Here is a 19,317-nt window from a genome sequence, read left to right as displayed (position 1 = left end):
CTTATGTTATGATCAATAACTCTATCCATCTATGAGAATACATAAATAAAAGGGATTTTACGATGCATAAAATAAAATCATCAAAATATATGATCGTGCTATTCTCGGCACTCAGCCTAATGATTCTGGCCATCTACGTTTATGATTATCATGAGCTTCGAAAACATATCGAAAGATCTGCTAACCTTTCCTATCATCACATCATCCTAACCATGATTGCATATCATCAAGAGCTTGATCATTACATTCATAGCTATGACTCCACTAACGATACGAATCTCTACATGCTCGAAAACAATATCAAAAACGCCTTCTCCACCTATAGTGTGACGATTAATTTAATTGACGGTACAGATAAAGGGCTATACCTGGAGCAGCATTCCTTGTTCAAATTCTTTTTACAATTGCTACCTCTAAATTATTCGGATTGCACCTTGAAGGAACTGCGATACCTTAGTAAGCAAACAGAGATCATTATTGGTGCGCTGCAGCGTCTGAGACAAGATACGCCTTGATAAGATCACAAACGCTGTTATTGCAGTGTGTCAACTCATTCTGACCTCCATTAGAGGTCACTATTGAACTGGTTCGTATGATCTCGAACTACGTTCTCAGACTTGAAGTACCGTACACGCGGTTCACTTTAACTCTTCTCAGATGCAATTGGAGAACAGCACCTTACGCTTTGCGTTCCCATGCTGGATGACGATAAAATTCAATGGTATCAATAAAATTCACCGTATATTGCTCTTCAACCTCCGCCAGATTCAGCAATTTACGGTCGATCTCCTTCATACCCATCACAACATCATGTCGAAGGAGATCCATCGCAATTTTACCAACAAAACCACCATCAAGCTCCTTGTACTTGGTACGGAATTCTTCATTGTAGATCAGTTCTGGTGTGAAGGATGCCTCTACAAAGGCATTCACAAGTGTGAGTACATTCTGATCAATCTGTACAGCAATATAATAATTTCCGCGTTCATCTCGAATGAGATCTTTGTACATATCCACGATCATTTCAATCACTCCTTATGTCTGATATCCATTCCAGTTGTTAATGAACATGGGCTAACCGATACTCACCCCTTGCCCCCATCCATTCATATATTAGGTATAAATGGAGAACGGAGGACTACTTATGAACAGGAAACGGCTTCATACGGGTAAAAGCCTTCAACAACGATTGTCTGAGCTTCAAGGAAAGCTCGCAGAGCTTAATGCTCCCCTGTCTGGTTTAGAGCCAGGTCGCATCTCCCGTGTATACACACGACATTTTATTAAAGTCAATCGGCAGTTATTCATTCCACTTAGTCTTTATTCCATTCGTGTATTTGATATTCCTCCAACCTGTCGAGGCGTTCGTGTAGGAATCCGTACGGTCTTTCCGTCAGGAAATGAATTCAACAATATCCGACTAGTAGGCATAGGCCGAGATTACCTGGAGCTACAGGGCAAAGGAAAATTCCCTTCCCGTATTCTATTTCCCCTGAGTCAAGTGGAGTCCATCTATCGGTCAACCACACACAGAAAAAAATAACGCCAGCAACTCTACAGGATGATGTTGAATCAAAACTAATAGAACGGCACAGATAATCAACTCTGAAATCTGACCCCACTTATGAGATTATTACTTTGTACACATGCCATAAAAAAGCGGTGAGGAACAGAGCACACTCTGACCCACCGCCTGTACATAGATTACACCACCTGCACGACTACAAATCCAGCCTGGTCTTAATTCGTAGTTCTGGCAATACTTCGTGCTTAGGGATCCTTAAATTCCTGTCCATACGTCCTTCGCATAGCGCCCCTCTTGTTGTAAGCGATCGAGCCATGCATCAGCTTCCTCTGCTGTATGACCACCCACCTCAGCATACGCCTTTTTCAGCGTATCTTCTACATCCGGCGCCATTTTACTACCATCACCACAAATGTACAAGTGTCCTCCTTGTTCCAACAGAGGGATCAACTGATGGGCATCATCACGCATTAAATGCTGCACATAACATTTCTCTTGTCCATCCAAACGGGAAAAGGCAGTATGAAGCTTAACCAATTGTTCCTGTTCCGCGGTTTCAAGTTCATTTTTGTACAAGTAATCATGATCTGGGTTCCGACATCCAAAATACAGATGCCCCTCCCCAACTTGCTGCCCTTGCTGCTTCAGCACATGACGTGCTTGAAGGAAGCCGCGGAATGGTGCAACTCCGGTACCTGGCCCAACCATGATTACAGGAACCTCCGCACGCTCTGGCAATCTGAATCCCGACTCAGGTGTTCTAACGAACATCACAACCTCTTCGCCTGGCTTGAGGTTTGCAAGATAGTTCGAAGCAATACCTTTGTATTCTCCTTGTCCACTCCACGCTGGCGCACGTACCACACTAACCGTAATGCTTGCTTGTTCAGGCTGCACACGTGGTGAACTGGATATGGAGTAATATCTGGCTTTCAAGGAAGGTAATAGCTCCAGGAATCGTTCAAACGGTAATTCACAAGCTTCATATTTTAACAAATAATCCAGCATCGAAATCCGTTTATTCCGTACTTCTGTCATATATACGGACTCATCTAAAAGTGCCTCTAGCTCCTTCTTATGGGGCGGACACACCGTATATGCGGCCAATTCTCGTAATTGTGCTCGCGTTGCTGCTTCCTGAAGCTCAACGCTGTGGCTCAATAGATCGTACAAATTGACTGGCTGATGTAATGGAAGATGTGCTGCACTCCGACCTGATGCATCTAGAACCAGATGCTCTGTCCCTGTGAATCCGTATCGCTGAAGAACTCGTTCAACGAGCTCTGGCGGATTTTGTGGCAGAATACCCAGATGATCGCCTTCTTGATAAGTGATTCCTTCTGGCAGCTTAATCTCCAAATGGCGTGTACTCCGCTCGCTTCCAGCATCATGGAGCTCCCGATTCTCTAACACCTGAGCAACATGAGCATCATAAGTTTCCGCAAGTGGCGTAACAGCAAATCCGCTGACGAAATGCACAGATAACGAGCTACGTTCGCTATTTGAGCTTGTGTTTAGCTTAAGATCCATCGTGCGGGCAAGATCAGGCCACAACTGTTCAGTCCAATCACCAACCTGTTTCTCGAAATCACCGCTCGCATCACTTTCGCCAAGTGGGGATAAACGCTCCGCCCCTTTTGAAGATAGTTGTTCGTCGATTAAACGAGGGATCCGTTGATATGTGCTGGCCCAGTTATGGTCTCCGCAACCAAGTACAGTGAACTTCACACTTTGGAATTCACCTACATCAGCATGCTCAATCCAATTGATGAAGGCTTTGGCATTGCTTGGCGGCTGTCCGTTATAGGATGCACTAATGATAACAACGACGCCTTCCTTAGGCAGCTTGCCTACTCGATCATCCAGTGCAGCAACCTCACTTCGGAAACCCTGATATCTAGCGTTATCTGCAATCTCGCGAGCAATACCTTCAGCAGTTCCCAGATTAGAACCATATAGCACAAGCATAGGTGTGTGATGAGCATTAACAGCGTCCGGCTCTTTTTTCTTCGCTTGAATCGTCGTTTCTTCCATAACCACGCTTGGCACAGCCATCACCGGTTGTCCTCCGCGTGCACGAACACGAATTGTGAAGTTATCCGGCTTAAGTGTCAGCGTCTCTTTTACTTTCAATTGATAGTCTGCATGATCGATCAGTTCAAAATGTTTTAAGACCATGCCCAGCACTAACGTTGCTTCTTGCAGCGCAAACTGCTGGCCGATACACGCACGTTGACCATTCCCAAATGGTTTGTACGCATCATGTGGTACCTTACTTGGATCTTCGAAACGCTCTGGTCGGAACTCCTCGACATCTTCTCCCCATGCTTCCACATCCCGATGCAGCTTCGGAATCAGAACACTCACACTATCCCCTTTTTGTAACGGGTATTGCCCATCTAGGACAGTATCTTCCTTCGCATACAAGGAGAACGCTGGAGCCGTTGGCCACAATCGCAGCGCTTCGTTTAATACCATCCGTACATACTTCAGATTACGAACCTGATTGTATGTTGGAACTGGATCTTTCAATATTTGATCGGCTTCCGCTTGAGCCTTGGCCAGCTTATCCGGATTCTTCATCAGATAGTAGATTGCAAAGGATAACAAGCCACTGGTTGTCTCATGACCCGCGATCAGGAACGTGATAATCTGATACCGAATATTCTCATCGTCCAGCGTCTCTCCAGTCTCAGGATCTTTGCCACTGAGCATATGAGACAACAGATCGTCTGCCCCTTCTTGTGGCTGTTCTTTGCGCTCGGCAATGATATGATCCACCAGTGAGAACATGGAGCGTATATCCTGCTCGAACTGCTTTTTCTTCGTAATCATTAATTTATCTTGCAGACGTAGACGCTGAAGTGAACTCATGGATTCATCCAGCGCGCGCACCATACTTGTAATGAACGGATGAGGCTCTTCCCGGTAAAAGCTATTAAATCGATAGTTGAAGCCGCACAATCCAATCGTGTCCAGCGTCAAGCGTGTCATATCATCAGGAACATTCACCGTCTCATCCGGATTCAGACGTGACCATTTCTGAACTAACTGCACCGCTAGATCAATCATTTTGTTGTGATACCCTTGCATTGCACGTTGGCTGAAGCTTGGAAGCAACACATTATGAGCCTTTTTCCAATTTGGCTCCTCCGTCCAGCTCGTGAATAAGCCATCTCCTGCAAAGGCACGTACCTTCGCGAGTGGCGCCCACACTCTTTTATCAAATTTAGATTCATCGGTTACTTCGGCTACGAGCTTATGGCCTGAAATGTACAGTTCGCTTCGTCCAGGATAATCCATTCGGAAGATCGGGCCGTACTCCTCTGCTATTTTGACTAATGATTGTACTGGCTCGTCAAAATTTAATTGCGGCAGATTCCCCAGTGGACCAAAGGTTTTGGGTTGTGGTACTGAAATGGATGACATCATGCTCACTCCTCTTTCCAAGTAATGAGTACTACAAAAAATAATGACTTCATTAGACATACCTAACTCACGATTCATACATGAGGTTTAACTGCATAACTTCATTCTCTGCAAATATTCACATTTAATCCAAATTACCGAAAAACAACTTTTAGACTGACTGACCGAATTCGTATAATGGTCATTTTGAAGTAAAAAAAATGAGTCGCAACTCAGGGAATTTATGAACCGATTCGATAAACGCCCTTTCCTTCTCTCATTTACCCTAACATTTCAAGCGCTAATCTTCAACAGTCTCAAAGTCATAGGACTATAGGTGCGTGTTCAGGAAGGACGGTTTTCAGTACCTATATAAGTTGAACTTAAGAATATTTACACTTGCCACTCCAATTACAGAACAATCTTCCGATCGCTGTTATCCCCAGATTTTTTGATTCTTCTTTCCTAAAAAGATGCCGTCAGGCATACTTCGCAATTCAAAGCGGACTTTTTGAAAAACTCTATAGGAAAACAAAAACTGCCCTCAGCAGACGATTAGCCGCTTCCAGGCAGTTCTGAATAACATTATACAGCTAGATATACTGTGATAAAGGTAGTTAGCCCATAATAAGTCCATAGACAATACCCGGTCCATGTACACCGATGGTCAGATCATTTTCAATATCCGAGGAACGGCTTGGGCCTGAAATAAAATGAATACCCGCGGGAAGGTTTTCTCGTCCAACATCATCGAATCGATTCAGCGTTTCACCTAGTCTTGTATACAGACGTTCCACCGGAATAATAATGATTAGAACCGTAGGAAGCAAACTAACCGACCTTCCTTTTTCAGGTGAGGATAACACGGTAACAGAGCCTGTATAAGCCGTCGCATAATCTGCCATAACTACGCCGATATCCGCTTCGGCCGCACGTGCTCGCCAGTTCTCATCCAGTTTCGTATTCCAGACGGAAATTTGCACATCGGGAAGGGTGTGTTCGAGTCCCAAGTCAGTCATCGCTTGCTCATTTTGTCTAATGAGGTATTTGGCACCAAGCTCATTTGCTTTTGTTGTAATAAACTGAGAGGCTTCCTCTAAATTCTGAACACGAGCGATATGCGCTCCCACACTCACAAAGTTTTCAGTAAATGCCTGGATACGCTTCTCCTCATCCCACCCCAGCTCATTCCAGAAAGAAGGCGCACCACGGAATGGTTGCGTTGGAGCATGTCTCTGTCTGGGTCTTCTCAGTTTGGAAGCAATGTCATTCATGAAATGCTCTTGCTGCTCACGAGACTTCTTCTCTAATTGATCCAACCACTGCTGGTGTTCACTACTCATGCTTGCCGCCTCCTTCCTTACGTTCACGCAGAATCTGCTCCATGCGATTCTGGATGGATGCATCCATTTTCGTTGGCTCCAGATTCAATTCCTGATCCAGCTTGTTCCATTGTTGCCGGAAGGAACGTTTAGCTAGACTCGGTGCAACCCGGTAACTATTCCATCCTTTTAGCGGGCCAAGCTTAAGTGAGATACCGTTGTCACGTACAACGGCCTTCTGACCTAATTGTCCGAGACGTATCGCTGCGCTGAATCGTTTGGAATTAGATACAACCGCGGCGAACCCTTTCATACCTGCACTTTCAAGCTTGTTGCCATGACCTTCTTCCACCTTGCGTCTACGCAAATACACCAGCATATCATGGAGTGGAATTTTGACTGGGCAAGCCTCATAACATGCTCCGCACAAACTCGAAGCACTTGCAATATCATTCCATTCATCAATGTTGCCATTCAAAGCAGGTGTCAGCACAGCACCGATTGGCCCACTATATGTCCCCCCATAGGCGTGACCACCGATATGACGGTAGACCGGGCAAGCATTAAGACAAGCACCGCAGCGAATACAGTTCAGCAATTCCTGAAATTCTGGATCACCGAGCTGGAGGGAACGACCGTTGTCTACAATAATAATATGCATTTCATCTGGGCCATCCGCATCTTCACTACGACGAGGACCGGTTATACCCGACATATACATTGTAAGCTTCTGACCTGTTGCCGAACGTGGCAATAGCGTAGCCATCACTTCCAGGTCTGTCCACGAAGGGATAATCCGTTCCATTCCCATCAGTGTTATTTGTGTTTTGGGTACCGTGGATACCATCCGAGCATTACCTTCATTTTCGAATAGCACCATGGATCCTGTCTCTGCGATGGCAAAATTACAGCCTGTCATGCCGATCTCAGCCTCAAGGAACTTCTCACGCAGCTTTTTGCGAACAAAGCCAGCAAGCACGGTCGTGTCCGGCTCTAGAATTTCGCCTGCTTCTTTGGACAAGAGATCAGCAATCTGGTATCGGTTCTTATGAATGGCGGGAATAACGATATGAGATGGGGCTTCACCAGCCAACTGGATGATGTACTCCCCAGATCCGTCTCAATTGCCTCGATCCCTGCCGATTCCAAGGCATGATTCAAATGAACTTCTTCGGAGACCATCGATTTCGACTTTACGACAGACGCAGCATCATTATGAGCAGCAATATCAAGAGCAATTGCAGCCGCCTGTACAGAGGATTCTGCAAAATGAATATGAACCCCGTTTGCTCGTGCATTATTTACAAACTCATTCAGATAATAATCCAAATGAGCGATCGTATGCAGACGAATCTGACGTCCACGCTCGCGCCATTCATCCCAGTTTCCATGCTCCTCAGATGCGGACTTCTTTCCATTACGTAAACGTTCTGTTGTGAACCTTACGGCTTTGCGTAAAAAGTCATCGTTCAACGCAAGTTCTGCACGTTCCTTTACCGTAACATCCATTACACCTGGCTGGCTCATCCGGTCTGCACCCCCTCATATAGCAATTCGGCCAAATGCATCACACGCACCGGTTCGTTGCGATATCGCAGATTACCTGCGATGTTCATTAGACATGCCATATCAAGTCCAACTAATACCTCAGCATCCGTTTCTTTGATATGATCCACTTTCTCTGTGACCATCGCTCCTGAGATATCAGACATTTTGATCGCAAACGTCCCCCGAACCCGCAGCAATCTTCACTGAACGGGAGCGGAACAAACTCCAATCCTTTTACCGCGGATAACAGCGCCATCGGTTCATCTTTTACCCCGAGCAGACGGCTACCGTGACAGGATGGATGATACGTTACCTTATGTGGAAAACGTGCTCCGACATCCGTAATCCCTAACACTTGCACCAGGAACTGTGTAAATTCATACGCCTTCGCTTCCAGTCTCTTCGCCTTCTCCAGCCATTCCGGTTCATCCGCAAATAGCTCTGGATAATGATGAATCATATACGTACATGAGCCTGAAGGACACACAACAAAATCACTGTCATCAAACGCTTCCAAAATCGTTTTGGCTGCCACCCGTGTCTCATCCCAATAGCCACTATTATAGGAAGGCTGACCGCAACACGTCTGTACAGGTGGGAAATGCAATCGAACGCCATGAGCGGCAAGTAATCTAACCATCGCTTCTCCAACACGAGGATAGATGGCATCACTTAGACAGGTAATAAACAAGGAGACTTTCATGATTACGCCCTCCATCTCTTAAACAATCGTTAATTCTATGTTATATCCACTCATCCGATCCATGAGATCGTCGGCTAACGGCTGATTCGTGATGATTGCGTGAACAGCGCTAAGCTCAGTTACTCGAGCAAAGGCACGGACACCGAACTTGCTTGTGTCTGCAAGTAGAATAACTTGATCCGATATGGCAACCATCTTCTGCTTCAATCTAGCCTGAAGCTCATTGGACTCGCTAATACCCCCGCTCTCCAGATGAACACCTTTGCATGACAAGAATAATTTATCGACATGATATGTCTCCAAGGAACGTTCCGCAAGCGGCCCTACAAAAGACAACGAACGTCCAGCCAACTGTCCTCCCGTAGAGATCACTTCGATTCGATCCTTGCTACTCAGCTCTGTAGCTACTTGAATTGAGTTAGTTAACACCGTAAGCGGGATATCTGGCATATTAGCGGCCATGTAACCTGCCGTTGTACTGGCATCTAGCAGAATGCGATCACCGGGGCGGATCATGGATACCGCTGCCAAGGCAATGCGTTTCTTTTCTTCCACATGCGTCGTTTCTCTCACCCGATACGGAATCTCTGGTTGATCCTCCTTGATGCTAACCGCCCCGCCATGAGATCGTTTCAACCTTCCGGCTTGCTCTAATCGATCCAGATCGCGACGAATGGTTTCTTCTGTCACACGACAACGTTCACTCAGTTCCGATACACGCATACTGCCGGTTGCATTAACCAACTCAACAATCCGGTCATACCGCTCTGCTGCTAGCATATTACACCTCGCTCTCAGCTTGTGCCCGAATGAATCAGTGATACGTATGAATCTACCGTACGCCTCTTCCCAAGTTGTCCTGTCTTGTGGTTCATACGTTGTAATCGGGAATGAATCCCGAATGGCTCTACGAGCTTCCCAAATGTCTTTAAAGGCTCCACTTGTCATCCACTGCACCGCCATATTTCCGATTGCACTTCCCTCTGCGGGACCAGCCCATACCGGTTTGCCAATTGAATTCGCTGTCCATTGACATAATAGACGATTCTGAATACCGCCACCCACCATATGCAATCCGTTGAAAGATTGTTTGGAGAGCTGTTCAGTCCATCCCAGAACTCTTCGATATTTCAGTGCAAGACTCTCCAAAATCGAACGAGCAATCGCACCTTGGTCTTGAGGCAGCGCCTGCCCTGTTTCCCGGCAATATTGCTGTATGCGTGTGGTCATATCTCCAGCAGCAAGGAACAGATCATCATCCGGGTCAAAAAGACTCGCAAATGGCGTCGAGCGTTCTGCCTTCGCTAATAATTCAGCATAACTGATCGTTTGCCCTTGACGCTCCCACTCACGCATGCACTCCTGTAATATCCAAAGACCCATAATGTTCTTGAGTAGCCGGAACGTGCCTCCTGCCCCGCCTTCATTCGTGAAGTTCAACGCCAAGCTCTCCGCGCTGATGGCCGGTTGATCAATCTCCGTGCCCATTAATGACCACGTTCCACAACTAAGATAAGCAAATGAACGCTCCGTAGCAGGTACTGCTACAACAGCTGAACCTGTATCATGCTCTGCAACCGCAATTACCGGAATGGCGGAGATCCCCAGATCACCACAAATGCTGTTTCGAACCTGACCTATACGCGTTCCCGGCATCACGGCCTCACCGAATAACTTATCGGAAATGCCAATATGCGCTAACAGCTCGCGATCCCATTGACCCTTGGTTGGGTTATATAGCTGAGTTGTTGTTGCGTTCGTAAATTCATTCACAGCTTCCCCTGTCAAAAAGTAACGAAGCAGATCAGGAATCATCAGAAAGCGTTCTGCCTCATTAAGTAATGGCGAATGATGGCGACGAAGTGTAGCTAACTGATATATCGTATTAAAACTGAGAAATTGAATTCCTGTACGTTCAAATATTGCCTCCGAGGTGAATTCTTCTCGCACCTGCTCCATCATGCCGTTAAACTGTGCATCACGGTAATGATACGGATTACCTAATAGTTCACCATTGCTACCAAGCAACCCAAAATCCACTGCCCAAGAATCAATAGCCAAGCTCTCCGGCTGCTCTCCCGACTGCTTTATTAGATTCAATCCTGCCAATAACTCATGATGTAACCGCAGGATATCCCAATGCATTCGCTCTCCAACCTTCACCGGTTCATTCTTGAATCGATGGATTTCGAGCGTCTCGATGCCTCGATCATTCAGATGCCCAAGAAGCGCCCTGCCACTGCTTGCGCCCAGATCATACGCCAGTACACTCACGGCTATACACCTACCTTTCTACAACATATATAATGAGAAATTTCTTGTCTGACGTTTCCCTGTGAATTGTTCACTTCATTCTTCTGTACTTTGATATGTGTTTTGTTGTTTGTTTATTTTTGTTTTATACTGTTTAGCTTTATTTTACGAGTATATCATTGTTGTAAGCGTTTGAATACCCTGTGTTTCTTTCTTTTTGCTGAATACAAAAAGACTCCTTACGCATAGAAGGAGCCAACATTCGCTTATTTACGTGTAGAAACGTCCAGTACTTATCCCGGACTGCTGCTGTAGATCTCGTTCAAACTGCTTAAATCTCGTGCCCTGATAGGTAAGCATTCCCTGATCTCTTTCGACCAAGGCTCCATACTCACTGCCTCCAACCATCAGTTCAATACGTTCTCCGTTATCCAGTTCAAAGGTCACGTAATAATAGGTTGAAGCTCTGCTATTTCCTCCTCCTCTTACTTGGGTTCGCTTCGTCACGATTGTGGAATGTAATGTGAGCAATGTAGCAGCATTGTTGGCAGACCAAGTGCGTAAGTTTGAAATGATCACATAAGCGATGATTCCCGCAATCCCACAAACACCACACCAAACAATATCGGTATCCATGCGTTTAACATTTCAAATGAACCGAATCCTGTAAAGAAACCGCCTTGACTGCCCTCAAATCCTGGTACACCGTTCATGTCGTCAAAGACACCGAACCCGTCCATATTTAATGCACCCGAGATGAACATTTGCGTCGTAAACCCATTCATCATCTTTCCTTTCGCTAGAAATGAGATGCACCGCCTCCATAATCAAGGAGACGGTGCATGTAATTAACCTACTTACCTTGTCCGTCCATATACTATATGAACCTAATTAGGAATACAGACGTTCGAGTTCGTCTACCAGACTGCCAACATATGCTACAGCAGAGCGAATAGGCTCTGGCCCGGACATATCCACACCAGCAAGCTTCATTAATTCCTGCGGATCAAGGCTTCCACCTGACTTAAGTGCTTCGAGCCAGCGATCCACAGCAGGCTGTCCTTCTTCACGTATAAGTACAGCGGCGGCAGTGGACGCAGTCAGGCCTGCTGCATATGTGTATGGATATAATCCCATGTAATAATGTGGTTGTCTCATCCAGGTCAGCTTCGCACCTTCGTCAATGACCAGATCCGGTCCCCAGAACTCGGAGAGGATATCACCTTTGAGCTGGCTCAAGGTTTGGGCTGTAATCGGTTGATCCTTGGTTGCCAGAGCGTAGACACGACGCTGCAGTTCACCTTCTAATAGATGCGTAACAAAGTTATGATAATACGTATTGAGAAGCTGTAAAATAACCCAGCGCCGCATTCTCGGATTATCGGATTTTTGAAGTAGATGGTCTGCGAGCAACATTTCATTCATTGTCGAAGGCGCTTCTATGAAATATAACGAGGGTCTGGTATTGGTCAGACTCTGGTAGCGTCCAGCAAGCATGAAATGTCCAGCATGTCCCACTTCATGAGCAAGTGTAAATGCTCCGCGCATGTTATTTGCCCAAGAGATGAGAATATAAGAGTGTGCACCGTAGATCGAGGAACAGAACGCTCCAGTAGATTTACCTGCATTATCCGCATAGTCCACCCAGCGATCATTGAATGCCCGCTCTACAATCTCACCATATTCTGGTCCAAGCACAGCAAGTGCTTCTTGAATTAACTTACATGCTTCTTCATAGGTTATCGCTGGACTGAATTCCGGATCAAGAGGAGCCTTCAGATCACAGAACATTAACTTATCCAAGCCGAGTTCTCTTTTCTTAAGCGCAGCAAGTCTTCGCATATGTGGTGCAAGTTCCTTCTGGATAATATCCAGCACGTTATTGTACATTTCTTTGCTCACTTGTTGCGAATTAAGGAGCATGTCCGTCACATCGTCATAACCCCTTAACCGGGACATCACAACCTGTTTCTTCACTTCTGCGGCATAACCTTCAGCGAACGTATTTTTGTAATCGTTCAGCTTGGCACTGAATGCCGCATAGGCTGAGCGGCGTAGCTTCGTGTCTGAAGACATTTCATAATTATTCTCATAAAAAGACCAAGACAATGGACGATTGTTGTCTTCCTCATCGAGCGCATCATCGAATTTCATATCTGCTAGTTTACCTCGTAGATAGATCCGGTACGGTGAATCCAAGACCTCTCCAAGTGAAGCAAGTACCTTCTCGGTCTCGGGGATAAGCGATGTTGTTTGTCTTTAATTAATCGTTTCAAACTGCGAGCATAATTCTGGAGACCTGGAAGCTCCTCTATATATCGTTCCACTGTACCTTCAGGAAGATCTGTAATCTCAGAATGAACAAAGGACAACGACGATGACAAATGAGAGAGGATGTCCCTGCTTTCGCAGAATTTTCAATATTCACAGGATTGGTACTGTCTTCAGACTGCTTCAGTCGAGCATACGAAGCGGTCTTTACGATCCGTTCCTGAAGCGCTTCTAAGGCATCGAGACAAGCCAATAACTGTTCCGCACCTTCACCTAAGCGACCTTTGAATGTTTCGACATGTGCAGCCGCTTCAGGGAGAGATCTAAGCTCTGCTTCCCATTCTGCATCGGTGGCAAATAAATCTTGCAAATTCCAGGTTGTTTCCTCCGCGACTTCAGCGCGTGTACGTATTTTTTCCATCGTTCTTGTTCATCCTCCTAACATTTACAATATCTCTCATCCTATCATATTGAGAGCAAGTATACCTGACATCTCCTAAATTGAGACTTTTGATTCAAATTTTGTTCAGAACGTTAAAAAATCGCAGGTTATGGACGTGCTCCATAACCTGCGATTGTAGTAATTTCTATACTATTTTCTAACATTAATAAATTCGACGTAAGTATTGAGCGATCCCAGATGATATTGCTTACGGAGGCAGTTATGCCTTCCAGATGACATTCTCACCATAATTCTTACCCCAGTTATACATCGCATGTAGCACTGGCATCAGACTCTGTCCGTGGTCTGTCAGGGTGTATTCTACACGCGGAGGTACTTCAGCATACACTTTACGCTCGATTAATTGATCTTCCTCTAGCTCGCGCAGCTGGTTCGTCAGCATTTTCTGCGTAATATGAGGGATGAGTCGTTTCAATTCACTGAATCGTTTGGTACCTTCCAAACCTAAGTGCCACAGAATGATCAATTTCCATTTGCCGCCAATCACAGCTAACGTTAGTTCCTTCTCACAGTTAATCTCTTTCAGATTAATCCGTTCCTTGACTTCGGATGCCATTCACCGAGCCCCCTATCTCCAAATCGTATATCGCGAACAAACACCTATCGCATGCACAATGCACACGAGTACGCTCGTCGTTTCATACATCATAATAAGTACATACTATAAAATAAGTGTTCAATTAAGTGGTTTTCAGTACCGAGTTTTGAACAACCTATATAAGTAAAGCTTGTTATTAATTCTACTACAGCAGAGACAAGATGCAAAGTAAGACGAAAAATCAGACCGCTGGTTCACTTCACGGAAAAAGACCGGAGCCTTTGCAATCAAAGGTTTCCGGTCTTCCATCGATCTATTATTACAATTCATCGAACACAATAACAAATCAACTATTCTAGGTTAGCGTGACGTCCAAACATGTCTGCTCCGGTCATACTCTTCATTTCCATCAACGTAAGAACCAGTGCATCCATGCCTAATAACAATCCCTGTTCGAACAAGGAACCCATTGGCTGAATTGTAACTGACGCTCCAGCAGTGGCGGTATCCTCTTTGGCTGAAGCCGGGATGCGTACTACCGAATCTGCGATTTGTCCAATGGTAGACTCTGGTTTAATGGTGATCAGACCGACAGGTGCTCCAGCTTTGTTAGCCTTTTGAGCCATCGCTGCTAGACTGCCTGTCTCCCCTGAGCCTGAGCATAACAGCAGGAAATCTTTCGGACTGATACCTGGTGTAACGGTCTCGCCTACCACATAGACCCGAAGACCCATCTGCATCAATCTCATGGCAAAAGCTTTTCCCATAAGACCTGATCTGCCTGCTCCTGCGACAAAAATCTGTTCAGCCGCCAGAATATGCTCAGCCATTACCTGCATTTCTGCATCGTCGATCTGGCTCAGTGTACGCTCCAGCTCCTTCAGGATATCTGCTGCGTATTGATTTGTGCTCATATGCTTAGCCTTGGCGAACAAGACGTTGCATCTCAGCTGCAACTGCTGCTTTGTCATCCTGACCTGTAATTCCGCCACCAACGATTACGAGATCCGGTTGTGCTTTAATTACTTCTGGAAGCGTGTCGAGCTTGATTCCACCCGCTACAGCTGTTTTTGCATTTTTTACAGCACGTTTGATCGTTTGCAGATCTTCAAATGGACTTTGTCCTGCTGCTTGTTGGTCATAACCTGTGTGTACACAGATGTAGTCAACGCCAAGAGCATCAATTTCACGAGCACGTTTTTCAAGGTCAGGTACGTTGATCATATCAACCAGAACTTGTTTGTTTTGTTTTTTAGCTTCTTCAACAGCGCCTTTGATCGTCATGTCGTTGGTTGCACCAAGAACAGTTACCAGATCTGCACCCGCTTCAGCAGCTTTCATAATTTCGTAACCACCTGCGTCCATAATTTTCAGGTCAGCCAGAACTTGCAGGTTAGGGAAAGCTTCTTTCATTGCTTTAACAGCATGCAATCCTTCGTTGATTACAATTGGTGTACCAATTTCAACGATATCAATATATTGTTCAACTTCTTTAACCAGTGCGATACCATCAGGGATATTAACGAGATCAAGTGCGAGTTGTAATTTCATAATTTATTTCTCCTTTGTTGTTCAAATATGAGTATGGCGTACTTCCTGTAAATCGACTCTAAATGTTTAACTTGCACCATTCCATCTGCTTCAATGCATGCAATGTTTGGTTGTGGCTACTCGTTTATTGTAGACCCTGACTATCCATTCTGGAAGTACGCACTTTGAAGTGAGGTAGTTACTTGCACGAAACTATTGATACATTTATGTTGTTATAAGAACTATATTTGGTATTTCCACTCACTTTTCGAGTCGAAAAAACACGAAAAAGATCACCCCTTTCTATTGAAAGGAAGTGATCTCTTGGACAACCCTGTGATATGACAAAGCACCGCATGCGAAATGATAAGTCACATCAATGCCTCAATTCGGATCATCAGCTTACAGGAAACTTACAGATATACAGGCTTCACACATACTGGCTTGGATACACCTGTGCTGTGTCCTGTGTATTTCAAACGTCCGCTCTCTTGATCTACAGTGAACGTTACGATATTGTTTGTGTCACGGTTAGCTGCAATCAGCAATTTGCCGTTTGGAGTCAACGCGAAATGACGTGGGTGTTCACCCTCTGCCGATACATGCTCCACCAGTTTCAGATGTCCTGCATCTGCATCCACAGCAAACACAACGATGCTGTCATGACCACGGTTGGAACCATAAACGAAACGTCCATCGTTAGAAACGGTAATTTCAGCTGTTGTATTCTCCTTACCTTCATATCCATCTGGCAATGTAGACACCGTAGATACTTCTGTCAACGTACCCGCAGCAGCATCATAACGGAAAGAAGTAATTGAAGAATCCACTTCATTGATTACATAAGCGAATTGACCGTTTGGATGAAACGCCAAGTGACGTGGGCCTGCACCCGCGTGAGTTTTCGTTTCACTGTGCAGTACCAATTCATTCTTGTCTGCATCAATGGAATAGATTGCAATTTTATCTGCACCGAGATCTTGTACCATCATATATTTGCCATCAGGGCTGAAGAATGCGGAGTGTACATGTGGTTTGTCTTGACGTTCAGGATGTGCGCCTTGACCTTCATGTTTCTTCTCATCCAATAGCTCACCGATTTCACCGTTATCCGTAACAGCTTGCAGACCAACCAATCCACCATGGTAACTCGACAGAATCAAGTAACGTCCGGATGGGTCACGCTGGATATGACAAGGAGGAGCGGAAATGGAGTTTTTGCGGTTCAGCAAGGACAACTTGCCTGTCGCAGGATCGATGCTCAGAGCTACCGCTTCTGACATCTTGTTGCCTTCAGCAGAAGTTGCTTCACCAATCGCATACAGCTTGTTGCCTTCTGCATCAACGTTGACAAACGTTGGGTTTTTCACCCCAGCGATGCCATCCAGCTTCGCCAGACTTCCTGTATCCTCATTCAATTCATATGCATAAATGCCCTCATTCTCAGCTTCGGCATAAGAGCCAGTCAGTACGATCAAGCGTTTAGTTTCACTCATTATAGTTTCCTCCTCTATGTGTATGTAATCTTGTTGCACCTCTTCTATAATAAATCTGTCATATCAAAATAGCAATCCACCCTCGCTCCAAACGCTGCCGACAAGCCGTATTACAGCACCCACATTCACAGGATTATAGCCAATTTATTCATCCTAAGATGCATTTCTGATATGATGAGAGAGGTTTGACATCTAGAAAGGACTGAACAACGTTGTTGCACTCATTTATGTTGACGCTATATCACGTATTTCTCCCTATTTCACTTCCTGTCATTGCAGGTCTTCTGCTCAAAAGATTCAAAAATTGGGATACCAAGCCGCTTTCAACTTTTTCCCTCTATATTTTGAGCCCAGCCCTTATCTTTGATACATTGCTTCACGCCGAAATTACATGGACAGACGTCACAAGCACGCTCTGGTTTTCGATTATTAATCTTGTCGCCCTCTGGCTACTTGCCGAATTGCTAAGCCGAGTCTTTAAGCTAGGGGCAAGTGAAAAAGCGGGACTTACCCTCGTCTCCACGTTTACGAACTGTGTGAATTACGGGCTCCCGCTTGTACTATTAGCCTTTGGCCAGCTTGGACTAGATAAGGCTTCGGTTTATGTGATTGGACAGATGATTATTGTAAATACGGTCGGTATCTTTTTTGCAGCGCGATCTGAATTCACAGTTCAAAAGGCCATGTTGTCCGTCTTTCGTATGCCTTCAATCTATGCAGCGACCATCGCCATACTCCTTCGTTCATCCGATCTTCATTTGCCTGAAGCGTTAGATGGAGGGATCTCGATGATTGCAACAGGATATGCTCCCGTTGTACTTGCCATTCTTGGAGCACAGATGCTGCGTCCACGTGGGTCAACGGAGCCATGGCTGCCAAATGTTCACCGCGCTTTTTGGACAGGACTTATCGTGCGCCTAGCCGCAGCACCAGTACTCTCCTACTTGATCCTTCGCGCGCTTCAAGTTGAGGGAACGTTATTCAGTGTTCTGCTGATCCTGTCATCCATGCCAACCGCAGTAAATGCAGTGATACTTGCCGAACAATTCAATGCCTCGCCTCAGTTTGTATCGCGCTGCATTTTGTGGACAACCGTTGCATCTATGGGCATACTGCCTATTATGATTGTGATGGTTTCCTAATTAGCATAGCAGTCGATGGAGATGACGCCGCTTGATGGCGTTTCTCCAATCGGCGTTCATACCGACGGTTTAGCGCCCTTACATAGAAGAATTTGACGACAAAATAAGAAATTAACCCCAGCGTTGCCCCAAAGATCGACATGCCTGCCAATATATCAAGTCCACCTAACAACAGCTCGCTCAGAGCTGACCAATTCCCACGGAACAACTCCATCCATGCACTCTCATGCACAATTCCATTCCCCATGCTATGTGCCGGTAAAATCCAAGAACCAATCTGCTTCGCAAGCGGCATCAGAATGATCGGTAAGAATGTAAGCTTGCCAACAACATTCCCTACAATTGCGGCTGGCAAAGACCCACCTGATAGCCGAACAATCGGGTAGAACACCAGATAAATTAGCGATGCGGTAGAAATAACGATCAGTTCCAGTCCAAAGCCTATGGCGAACCCCGTCGATACTTTGTGAGCACCACCTGGAGCACGTAACAATTTGAGGAAATTCAGCTTCATGGCACGTCGCAAACGTGCAAATCGGGTGGTTTTACTTTTCTGATTGCTCATACTGAACTTCCCTTCATCTTACCCAAAATGACGGCTATTGCCGTCTATACTTCTGCTGGTCACATCGGGCCAACACTTGCTTTAACAATTATGGGCTCTGTTTCAATGATTACATTGCCTGCTACAGCTCTTGAGATCATACAAGATTCCTCTGCCTTGTAAGCCAGTCGCTCTGCCTTCACTTCATCCGACTCCGTGGCATCTGCTTGTAGTACTATTTTAGGTCGATGCACGATCCGCTCATACGTAAAAATGTTATTCGTTACATCCACCGTTGCCTCTGATTCCAGCGTCAATTCATAAGGTGTAATATCAGAACGCTCTAACATGGCTGCCAGCGTAATGACGTAACAGGTAGCGGCTGCTCCGAGCAACATTTCATCTGGATTCGTGCCTGTTCCCGGGCCGCCCATTTCCTGTGGAATCGAGATGACGGATTTCAGTCCTCCAGCATCAATATGACCCTCACTATTGCGTCCACCATTCCATACAGCTTTCAGGTGAAAAGGATGCTTCATTATATAGTCATTCCTTTCGTATTACATTATCTATA

Annotated in this window: 15 protein-coding genes and 4 pseudogenes; 3 read left to right on the top strand and 16 right to left on the bottom strand. The window is 45.4% G+C overall.

Annotated features, from left to right (window positions below):
• Positions 1 to 62: 62 nt before the first annotated feature.
• Positions 63 to 515, top strand: a complete 453-nt coding sequence (locus DMB88_RS12330) for a hypothetical protein (protein WP_128101595.1) — start codon at positions 63 to 65, stop codon at positions 513 to 515.
• 163 nt (positions 516 to 678) lie between these two features.
• Here the strand turns inward: DMB88_RS12330 and DMB88_RS12325 are convergent, their stop codons facing one another.
• Positions 679 to 1,023, bottom strand: coding sequence for a hypothetical protein (locus tag DMB88_RS12325; protein WP_128101594.1), 345 nt, complete (start codon positions 1,021 to 1,023; stop codon positions 679 to 681).
• Between the two features lie 121 nt (positions 1,024 to 1,144).
• Here DMB88_RS12325 and DMB88_RS12320 point away from each other — a divergent pair, with 121 nt between their 5' ends.
• The gene (locus DMB88_RS12320; RefSeq protein ID WP_128101593.1) at positions 1,145 to 1,543 is read left to right on the top strand and encodes a hypothetical protein; all 399 of its coding nucleotides are present in this window, start codon (positions 1,145 to 1,147) and stop codon (positions 1,541 to 1,543) included.
• A 237-nt stretch (positions 1,544 to 1,780) separates the two neighbouring features.
• Here the strand turns inward: DMB88_RS12320 and DMB88_RS12315 are convergent, their stop codons facing one another.
• The 13 genes and pseudogenes from DMB88_RS12315 to DMB88_RS12265 all read right to left on the bottom strand — a co-directional run bounded on the left by DMB88_RS12315 (position 1,781) and on the right by DMB88_RS12265 (position 17,057).
• Entirely contained in the window at positions 1,781 to 4,957 is a 3,177-nt protein-coding gene (locus DMB88_RS12315; protein ID WP_128101592.1) for a bifunctional cytochrome P450/NADPH--P450 reductase, read from the bottom strand.
• Positions 4,958 to 5,550: 593 nt separating this feature from the next.
• Positions 5,551 to 6,276: a LutC/YkgG family protein gene (locus tag DMB88_RS12310; RefSeq protein ID WP_128101591.1), complete on the bottom strand. Its 726-nt coding sequence runs from the start codon at positions 6,274 to 6,276 to the stop codon at positions 5,551 to 5,553.
• Positions 6,269 to 7,782 (bottom strand): annotated as a pseudogene (locus tag DMB88_RS12305) (LutB/LldF family L-lactate oxidation iron-sulfur protein). The gene DMB88_RS12310 and the pseudogene DMB88_RS12305 overlap by 8 nt, the downstream one beginning before the upstream one ends.
• Positions 7,779 to 8,506, bottom strand: a pseudogene (locus tag DMB88_RS12300) ((Fe-S)-binding protein). The pseudogenes DMB88_RS12305 and DMB88_RS12300 overlap by 4 nt, the downstream one beginning before the upstream one ends.
• Positions 8,507 to 8,524: 18 nt before the next feature.
• Positions 8,525 to 9,286, bottom strand: coding sequence for a DeoR/GlpR family DNA-binding transcription regulator (locus DMB88_RS30480; protein ID WP_174715341.1), 762 nt, complete (start codon positions 9,284 to 9,286; stop codon positions 8,525 to 8,527).
• A gap of 39 nt (positions 9,287 to 9,325) precedes the next feature.
• A pseudogene (locus DMB88_RS30475) lies at positions 9,326 to 10,780 on the bottom strand (rhamnulokinase family protein); the annotation flags it as partial.
• Positions 10,781 to 11,029: 249 nt separating this feature from the next.
• On the bottom strand, positions 11,030 to 11,338 hold the full coding sequence (locus tag DMB88_RS12290) for a DUF2500 domain-containing protein (RefSeq protein WP_254438542.1): 309 nt from the start codon (positions 11,336 to 11,338) through the stop codon (positions 11,030 to 11,032).
• The gene (locus DMB88_RS31055; RefSeq protein ID WP_254438541.1) at positions 11,335 to 11,547 is read right to left on the bottom strand and encodes a hypothetical protein; all 213 of its coding nucleotides are present in this window, start codon (positions 11,545 to 11,547) and stop codon (positions 11,335 to 11,337) included. The genes DMB88_RS12290 and DMB88_RS31055 overlap by 4 nt, the downstream gene beginning before the upstream one ends.
• A 103-nt stretch (positions 11,548 to 11,650) precedes the next feature.
• Positions 11,651 to 13,451: pseudogene (gene pepF / locus DMB88_RS12285) on the bottom strand (oligoendopeptidase F).
• 241 nt (positions 13,452 to 13,692) lie between these two features.
• The gene (locus DMB88_RS12280) at positions 13,693 to 14,049 is read right to left on the bottom strand and encodes a winged helix-turn-helix transcriptional regulator (RefSeq protein ID WP_056701025.1); all 357 of its coding nucleotides are present in this window, start codon (positions 14,047 to 14,049) and stop codon (positions 13,693 to 13,695) included.
• A 332-nt stretch (positions 14,050 to 14,381) separates the two neighbouring features.
• Complete coding sequence (gene hxlB, locus DMB88_RS12275; protein ID WP_128101589.1) at positions 14,382 to 14,945, bottom strand: 6-phospho-3-hexuloisomerase; 564 nt, start codon at positions 14,943 to 14,945, stop codon at positions 14,382 to 14,384.
• A gap of 4 nt (positions 14,946 to 14,949) precedes the next feature.
• Positions 14,950 to 15,582: a 3-hexulose-6-phosphate synthase gene (gene hxlA / locus DMB88_RS12270; RefSeq protein WP_128101588.1), complete on the bottom strand. Its 633-nt coding sequence runs from the start codon at positions 15,580 to 15,582 to the stop codon at positions 14,950 to 14,952.
• 392 nt (positions 15,583 to 15,974) lie between these two features.
• Entirely contained in the window at positions 15,975 to 17,057 is a 1,083-nt protein-coding gene (locus DMB88_RS12265; protein ID WP_128101587.1) for a lactonase family protein, read from the bottom strand.
• A gap of 212 nt (positions 17,058 to 17,269) precedes the next feature.
• Here DMB88_RS12265 and DMB88_RS12260 point away from each other — a divergent pair, with 212 nt between their 5' ends.
• Positions 17,270 to 18,199 (top strand): AEC family transporter, encoded by a 930-nt coding sequence (locus tag DMB88_RS12260; protein ID WP_128101586.1) that lies wholly within the window; start codon positions 17,270 to 17,272, stop codon positions 18,197 to 18,199.
• On the opposite strand, the gene DMB88_RS12255 is transcribed toward DMB88_RS12260, so the two are convergent.
• Together DMB88_RS12255 and DMB88_RS12250 are read right to left on the bottom strand one after the other, a co-directional pair.
• On the bottom strand, positions 18,177 to 18,764 hold the full coding sequence (locus DMB88_RS12255; RefSeq protein WP_128101585.1) for a DUF2062 domain-containing protein: 588 nt from the start codon (positions 18,762 to 18,764) through the stop codon (positions 18,177 to 18,179). The genes DMB88_RS12260 and DMB88_RS12255 overlap by 23 nt on opposite strands.
• A 59-nt stretch (positions 18,765 to 18,823) precedes the next feature.
• Entirely contained in the window at positions 18,824 to 19,282 is a 459-nt protein-coding gene (locus tag DMB88_RS12250; RefSeq protein ID WP_128101584.1) for an OsmC family protein, read from the bottom strand.
• Positions 19,283 to 19,317: the final 35 nt, after the last annotated feature.

It is taken from the genome of Paenibacillus sp. DCT19, assembly GCF_003268635.1.
GTDB lineage: Bacteria > Bacillota > Bacilli > Paenibacillales > Paenibacillaceae > Paenibacillus.
The sequence above is the reverse complement of the archived record's forward strand: the minus strand, read 5'-3'. Positions and strand labels throughout refer to the sequence as shown.